The sequence below is a fragment of the Mycobacterium sp. genome (assembly GCF_032162605.1).
In the GTDB taxonomy this organism is placed as follows: domain Bacteria; phylum Actinomycetota; class Actinomycetes; order Mycobacteriales; family Mycobacteriaceae; genus Mycobacterium.
Map to the genome: position 1 here is coordinate 1 of NZ_JAVROT010000603.1, position 6,787 is coordinate 6,787.

Annotated in this window: 8 protein-coding genes; 7 read left to right on the forward strand and 1 reads right to left on the reverse strand. The window is 68.3% G+C overall.

Features of this window, described 5'->3' with window-relative positions; genetic code table 11:
- The 3 genes from QOI01_RS34535 to QOI01_RS34545 all read left to right on the forward strand — a co-directional run.
- Window positions 1-179, forward strand: a 179-nt coding sequence (locus tag QOI01_RS34535; RefSeq protein WP_526388506.1) for a Chromate resistance protein ChrB, incomplete at its 5' end; no start/stop codon positions are given.
- 39 nt (window positions 180-218) lie between these two features.
- A complete protein-coding gene (locus QOI01_RS34540; RefSeq protein WP_526388494.1) occupies window positions 219-833 on the forward strand; it encodes a phosphatase PAP2 family protein in 615 nt (204 codons plus the stop codon).
- Window positions 830-2,041 carry an MFS transporter gene (locus tag QOI01_RS34545; RefSeq protein ID WP_526388496.1) on the forward strand — a complete coding sequence of 404 codons (1,212 nt, stop codon included), beginning with the start codon at window positions 830-832 and terminating at the stop codon, window positions 2,039-2,041. Before QOI01_RS34540 ends, QOI01_RS34545 begins: the two co-directional genes overlap by 4 nt.
- Before the next feature lie 285 nt (window positions 2,042-2,326).
- Here QOI01_RS34545 and QOI01_RS34550 read toward each other — a convergent pair whose 3' ends face one another.
- On the reverse strand, window positions 2,327-3,199 hold the full coding sequence (locus tag QOI01_RS34550; protein WP_526388508.1) for a polysaccharide deacetylase family protein: 873 nt from the start codon (window positions 3,197-3,199) through the stop codon (window positions 2,327-2,329).
- 152 nt (window positions 3,200-3,351) lie between these two features.
- Here QOI01_RS34550 and QOI01_RS34555 point away from each other — a divergent pair, with 152 nt between their 5' ends.
- The 4 genes from QOI01_RS34555 (at window position 3,352) to QOI01_RS34570 (ending at window position 6,683) form a co-directional block, all read left to right on the forward strand.
- On the forward strand, window positions 3,352-3,633 hold the full coding sequence (locus QOI01_RS34555; RefSeq protein ID WP_526388498.1) for a metal-sensitive transcriptional regulator: 282 nt from the start codon (window positions 3,352-3,354) through the stop codon (window positions 3,631-3,633).
- The gene (locus QOI01_RS34560) at window positions 3,630-3,806 is read left to right on the forward strand and encodes a hypothetical protein (RefSeq protein WP_526388500.1); all 177 of its coding nucleotides are present in this window, start codon (window positions 3,630-3,632) and stop codon (window positions 3,804-3,806) included. The genes QOI01_RS34555 and QOI01_RS34560 overlap by 4 nt, the downstream gene beginning before the upstream one ends.
- Window positions 3,794-5,071 carry a permease gene (locus QOI01_RS34565; RefSeq protein WP_526388502.1) on the forward strand — a complete coding sequence of 426 codons (1,278 nt, stop codon included), beginning with the start codon at window positions 3,794-3,796 and terminating at the stop codon, window positions 5,069-5,071. The genes QOI01_RS34560 and QOI01_RS34565 overlap by 13 nt, the downstream gene beginning before the upstream one ends.
- Window positions 5,072-5,150: 79 nt before the next feature.
- Window positions 5,151-6,683, forward strand: coding sequence for a multicopper oxidase family protein (locus QOI01_RS34570; protein ID WP_526388504.1), 1,533 nt, complete (start codon window positions 5,151-5,153; stop codon window positions 6,681-6,683).
- Window positions 6,684-6,787: the final 104 nt, after the last annotated feature.

A 6,787-nucleotide genomic window follows, 5' to 3' on the forward strand; every position in this document is an offset into this window, starting at 1 on the left:
CCGAACTCGAGGAAGAGGAACACAGCCTGGAGCGGCTGCGCCGCTGGCACCGCGAGTTGACGGCTCGAGACGTGTTCGGCACCCCGACCGCGGCCGAGGCCGGCCAGCAGCTCAAGCACTGCACCGAACGCCTCGCCGACTACACCGAGCGGGTCTTCGCCGCCCTGCACCAGATGTGATGTCCGCCAACGTCACCGACCACGCGAAGGCCTTCGAGTGTGATATCAGACCCTGATCCGCGGTGGTTTCCGCTGATCAACGAATTCGCCCGCGACACCCCGTGGCTGCACCCGATCGTGATCGGCTACGCCGATTACGGGATCGTCATCTTCGCCGCACTGCTGCTGGCGGGGTGGTGGATCGCCCGGCACTCAGGCGACCTGAACCTGATGGCAGCGGCGACGTGGGCGCCGCTGGGCGTGCTGGCAGCGGTCGCGATCAACCAGCCGATCGTTGCCGCGCTGCACGTGGCCCGCCCCTACGTCGTGCTCCCCGACATCGTCGTGGTGGCCCACCGCGGCACCGATGGATCCTTCCCGTCTGACTACGCGGTGCTCGTCGGCGCCCTCGCCGCAGGTCTGTGGTGGGTCGACCGCAAACTGGGCACCGTCGCCGTGATCGCGGCAGCGGCGATGGCGTTCACCCGCGTCTACATCGCCGCCGAATACATCCGCGACGTGCTGGCCGGTCTGACACTCGGCATCGCGATCGGCGGCGCAGGATTCTGGGCCGCCCGCCCGGGCCTGCACTGGCTGCTGACCCGAGCCGAACAGAGTCGGCTAATGCGGCCACTGCTGACTACCGCCGATCCAATCGAACGGGCGAGCCGATGACGAGCCCCGATCCGACGGACGCCGGCCGCGTCGGTCCCCGTGGGCAGGTACTGCCGTTGTATGCGGCGGGATTCGTCACCGCGTTCGGTGCGCACAGCATCGCCGCCAGCCTGGGCGGCTACACCCACGGCCAACACGCCTCCCTGCTGGCACTGGGCCTGTTGTTAGCGGTCTACGACGGCGCCGAAGTGTTACTGAAACCGGTGTTCGGCTCCCTGGCCGACCGCATCGGCGCCCGCCCAGTCCTGCTCGGTGGGTTGCTCGCGTTCGCCGCCGCGTCGGCGGCGTTCGTGATCGCCGGCAATCCGGCGTGGGTCGGGTTGGCCCGGTTCGGGCAGGGCGCCGCCGCGGCAGCGTTCTCCCCGGCGGCCGGGGTACTGGTGTCGCGGCTGACCCCACCGGGCGGCCAAGGGCGGGGTTTCGGCCGCTACGGCGCCTGGAAAGGCCTCGGCTACACCCTGGGCCCGCTGCTCGGTGGTGTGTTGATCACCGTCGGCGGCTACAACCTGCTCTTCGCGACGCTGGCCGCGCTCGGTGTCACCGTCGCCGGGTGGGCCATGGTGATGGTGCCCGGCGTTGCGCCGCTGCCGCGGGCCCGCCAAACCGTGGCCGACCTGGCACGGCGACTCACCAATCCCGGCTTCGTGCGCCCCACCCTCGCACTGGCCGCCGCCACCGCAGCCCTCTCAGTCGGGGTGGGCTTCCTCCCCGTGATCGGCGCCGAGCGAAGCCTCGGCCCGCTGGTCACCGGGGCAATCGTGTCGCTACTCGCCCTCGCAGCCGCCGTCGTCCAACCCCGCGCCGGACGCGCCCGCGACGACGGCCGCATCGGTGACCGCACCGGCCTGGCGACCGGGCTCATAATCGCCGCCGCCGGGTGTGCGGCAGTGCTCATCCCGGGTATCGCCGGACTGATCACTGCCGCGGTCCTGATCGGCGTCGGGGTGGGGCTGATCACCCCGATCGGATTCGCCTACCTGGCTGCCACCGCCCCAAAGGAACGACTCGGGCAGACGATGGGCGCCGCCGAAGTGGGCCGCGAACTCGGCGACGCCGGCGGACCGCTGCTCGTCGGTGCCCTCGCCACCGCCGTCACCCTCACCCCAGCCCTGCTTGTTTTCGGGGTGCTGCTCACCGCCACCGCAGGCCTCCTCGCCGCACCAAGCGGTCCTCGACAGCATCCAACAACTCCGGAGGCAGTCGACTGATGGACCAAGCGCCACAACGGATCCGATGACGGCGTTTCCCCGCGCCAATGACCGCCGCCGCCGGCCCGTGCGCAGACCCGGAGTTGGCGGTGATGACAGGCCAGCACACCCGTGTCGTGGCGTTGCAGCGCACCTTGCGCAGCTAGATGCGAACTGGGAGCGACTCTGGTGGGCCGTGTGCAGCGGGTGAGCTTTCCCGGCCAACCCGACACCGACACGGTGGTCCTGGGTGGTTAGCTGCAGCAGTTCGGGTCCAGCGCAACCCTACTCAGTTCACTGCTGCAATTACTGTGGGCCGCCGGGGTTTTGGTTGGGGATGTCGGTGATGGGCAGGTTGGGGGCCGGCTTGGGTGACGGTGTGACCGGCAGGGTGGGGATTTGCGCGTCGGGGATGTCGGTGAGGTCGTTGGCGGTTGGGCCGTTGACGCGGCTGCCGTAGCTGCTGCCGGGTTCGCGGGGGCCGAGCAGGTGGCTGACGGTGACCAGGTGGTAGCCGTTGGCGTTGAGCACCGGGATGAATTGGTCGACGAGGTCGACGGTGCTGGAGTACGTGTCGTGCAGCAGCACCACCGAGCCCGGTTTGATCTGGGTCATCAGCATGTAGCGGGTGGCGGCGGTGTTCGCGTCGTTGATCCAGTCGAACGGGATGACGTCCCAATTGATGTCGGCCAGACCTTGCTGTTTGGCCTCGGCCAACACCGCGTCGTCGATCAGGCCCCCGGCGGTGCGCAACAGCGTCGGTGCCTTACCAGTGGCCGCGGCAATCGCGGCGGTGCCCTTGGACAATTGAGCGGGGATGTCCTCGCGCGGGATGGTGGACATGTTGGCGTGTTCCCAGGTGTGGTTGCCGATCTCCATGCCCGCGTCGGCGATGCGTTGAGCGCTGGCGGGGTCGGCGGCGACCTTGTTGCCGACAAGGAAGAAGGTCGCCTTGGCGTTGTCCGCGGCCAGGACGTGCAGCAGTCGATCGGTGAACGGGGTGGGTCCGTCGTCGAAGGTCAACGCCACGCACTTGGCGTGGGTGCAGTCCACGCCATCGGGACTGATCTCCCGGTGCCGCACGTAGGCGACCCCGACCACCGCCGTGGTCGCGACGAGGACGACGACGAACACCACCGCCGATAGCCACCTTGACCGACCGGTCTTGCGCTGAGCCATCACCACCACCTGTTCAGTGCCCGCGTCGGTCGTGCAGTCCTGCACCGAATCCGGGGCAGCGCCGGGACTGCTGCAACCCGGCACACCTGCCGCACTGTGCGCCACGATATACCGGGTGGGGGTACGGGGTACAGTGCGGAGTGGAGGTGGCGATGACCGGCTACATCGACGACAAGGATGATCTGCTGGCCCGACTGGCCCGCATCGAGGGGCAGGTCCGCGGGCTGGCCCGGATGGTCGAGCGAGACACGTACTGCATCGACGTGCTGACGCAGGTGTCCTCGACGACCCGGGCATTGCAGTCACTGGCCTTGGAGCTACTCGAGGACCACCTGACCCACTGCGTGACCGAGGCCGCCGACCGCGGTGGCGACGAAGCGCACGTCAAACTCCGCGAGGCCAGCGCCGCGATCGCCCGGTTGGTCAAGTCATGAACGATCCGCAGTGCCGCACGCCGCACCACCAGACCGGGGTGCCGCCCGACCTGGATGTGCCGGACTGCGGCACTGGCCCGTTCGAGCGGATGCGGTTCGTCGCCCGCGAGCTCTTCGCGCCGTGGGGGGTCACCGCCGCACGACCGGCCAGGACTGAGCGATGGGGATACTGAGCGCGGTCGGGGACAGCCTCTATGAGGCGTTCTCGATGTTCTGGGAAACCTTGTGGGCACTGGTGTTGGGTTTCGGGCTGTCGGGGGCGGTGCAGGCGTTCGTGTCCCGCGGGCAGATGCAAGCCGCGCTGGGTGATCACCGCCTGGGGACCATCGGGCGAGCCTCGTTTCTGGGGATGGTCTCCTCGTCGTGCTCGTATGCCGCTGCGGCGCTGGCGAAGTCGCTGTTCGCCCGAGGCGCGGACTTCACCGCCTCGATGGTGTTCATGTTCGCCTCCACCAACCTGGTGGTGGAGCTGGGCATCGTGTTGTGGCTGCTGATCGGCTGGCAATTCGCCCTGGCCGAGTTCGTCGGCGGCGCCATCATGATCGCGGCGCTAGCGCTGATCCTGCCCCGGGTCGTCCCCGAATCGTGGCTGGAGGGCGCTCGCACCCGGCTGAACGGCGGCGCGAGCGACGAGCATGGCGGCCATGCCCACCACGGCATGGCCGAGGACGAGCCGGAACCGCAACGCCGGCCGGCACGGGAGCGGATCCGATCTCGTGCCGGCTGGTCGGACGCCGCCGGCTACACCATCAGCGACCTGACGATGCTGCGCAAGGAGCTGGTGATCGGATTCCTGGTCGCCGGGTTCGCCACCGTCCTGGTGCCCACCTGGGTGTGGCAGTCGCTGTTCCTCACCGGGCACGGGTTCTGGTCGTCGTTGGAGAACGCGCTGCTGGGGCCGCTGCTGGCGATCCTGGCGTTCGTCTGCTCGATCGGCAACGTGCCGCTGGCCGCGGCGCTGTGGGTCGGCGGGATCAGCTTCGGCGGCGTGATTTCATTCGTCTTCGCCGACCTGATCACCCTGCCGCTGTTGCTGATCTACCGCAAGTACTACGGCGGACGGCTCACCCTGCGGCTGCTCGTGGTGTTTTGGGCGATCATGTCGGCCGCCGGGCTGGCGGTCGAATACCTCTTCGCCCCAACGGGTTTGATCCCGGCTAGTCGGCCGCACCTGGTGGCGATGGAGGGGGTGCACTGGAACTACACCACCATTCTCAACGTCATCGCCCTGGCCGGGTTCGCCGTCCTGTACTGGTTGTATCGCACCAGACACCGCTCCGGCGGCGGCGCCGGCTACGCCAAGGACCCCGTCTGCGGCATGCAGGTCGAGACCTCCGCGGCGCCAGCCACCACCATGCACGACGGGCAGCGTTACTACTTCTGCTCGGATCGCTGCCACGACACCTTCACCTCCGACCACGACGCCCCGGCACGATGACTCCGCGTCGAGCCGTCGACCCTCGGTTCACCGTCGGCACGTCGCGGCGCCGACACCGCGTCACCCAGGAGGACCTCTCATGACCGGATCCCCCACGGATCACTCCTCTTTGAGCCGGCGCGCGTTCTTCGCCGCAAGTGCGGCCGTAGCCGGCGGGTTCGCGCTGGCCGGGTGCGGCGGTTCGCCACGCCCGGCGCAGAGCCCGCCGACGTCCACCAATGCCGCGATCGCTGCCGCCGAAGCGGCACGCCCGCACACCGGTCGCACCGTCACCGCGACCCTGACCCCGCAGCCGGAAACCATTGATCTGGGCGGAACCTTGGCCGCGACTCAGGCCTACGGCGCTACTGTTCCGGGGCCGTTGATCCGGACCAACGTCGGTGACGAACTCGCCGTCACCGTCGCCAACCGGCTTAGCCACCCCACCTCGGTGCACTGGCACGGCATCGCGATACGCAACGACATGGACGGAGCCTCACCCGCCACCCCGGACATCGCCGCCGGTGCGGACTTCACCTACCGGTTCTCCCTGCCCCACCCAGGCACCTACTGGGCGCACCCGCATACCGGTCTGGAGGCCGACACCGGACTGTATCTCCCGGTGATCGTCGACGACCCGACCGAACCGGGCGCCTATGACGCCGAATGGATCGTCGTCCTCGACGACTGGACCGACGGGATCGGCAAAACCCCGCAAGAGATCTACAACGACCTGCACACCCCGCCGACGCCGGCCGGCGACAACATGCCCGGCATGCCAGGCATGGGTGGGATGGCCGCCATGTCCGGGGTTGGCACCAGCCCCCTACTAGGTGGCGACGCCGGTGACATCAGCTATCCGTATTACCTGATCAACGGCCGGATTCCCGCCGCGCCCACCACCTTCAACGCGAAAACCGGGCAGCGGATCCGGATCCGGATCATCAACGCCGGCTCCGACACCGCCTTCCGCGTCGCGCTAACCGGCCACCAGATGACCATCACCCACACCGATGGATACCCCGTCGTGCCCACCGACGTCGACGCCCTGCTGATCGGGATGGGCGAACGCTACGACGTCACCGTCACCGCAGGTGACGGGGTCTTCCCGCTCGTCGCCCTCGCTGAAGGCAAGAATGGATTGGCCCGGGCACTGCTCTCCACCGCAGCCGGGACTGCACCCGACGCCACCTTCCAACCGGCCGAGCTCACCGGCCGGATCGGCACCGTGGACATGTTCACTGCCACACCGGCCGTCGATCTAGGACCGGCGAAACCGGACATCGCACTGACGTCCAAGCTGGCGGGGGCGATGACCAAATACGACTGGACCATCAACGGTGCCGCGTTCGCCGACACCAAGCCGCTCATCATCACCCAGGGACAACGCGCGACACTGAGCTATACGAACACGACGATGATGTGGCATCCCATGCACCTGCACGGCCACACCTTCCAGATCCTCAAAGCCGACGGCAGCCGGGGTGCCCGCAAGGACACCGTCATCGTGCTACCCAAGCAGACCGTCACCGTCGCGCTGGAGGCTGACAACCCCGGAATCTGGATGCTGCACTGCCACAACACCTACCACCAAGAAGCCGGCATGATGACCAGCCTCAACTACACGTCGTAACTGCGGCCGTCAGAGGACCGGGTTCCGGCGCCGCCGTGACCACCTTGCGCGGCAGCGGGGTCGGTGTCTACCGCCGCTCGTGCAACTCATGGCTTAGCTTGCCT

Bases quoted from the DNA above. Each gene is read 5' to 3' on its own strand.
- QOI01_RS34570 (WP_526388504.1), top strand. From the start codon at position 5,151: ATGACCGGATCCCCCACGGATCACTCCTCTTTGAGCCGGCGCGCGTTC.
- QOI01_RS34545 (WP_526388496.1), top strand. From the start codon at position 830: ATGACGAGCCCCGATCCGACGGACGCCGGCCGCGTCGGTCCCCGTGGG.
- QOI01_RS34560 (WP_526388500.1), top strand. From the start codon at position 3,630: ATGAACGATCCGCAGTGCCGCACGCCGCACCACCAGACCGGGGTGCCG.
- QOI01_RS34550 (WP_526388508.1), bottom strand. From the start codon at position 3,199: ATGGCTCAGCGCAAGACCGGTCGGTCAAGGTGGCTATCGGCGGTGGTG.
- QOI01_RS34565 (WP_526388502.1), top strand. From the start codon at position 3,794: ATGGGGATACTGAGCGCGGTCGGGGACAGCCTCTATGAGGCGTTCTCG.
- QOI01_RS34555 (WP_526388498.1), top strand. From the start codon at position 3,352: ATGACCGGCTACATCGACGACAAGGATGATCTGCTGGCCCGACTGGCC.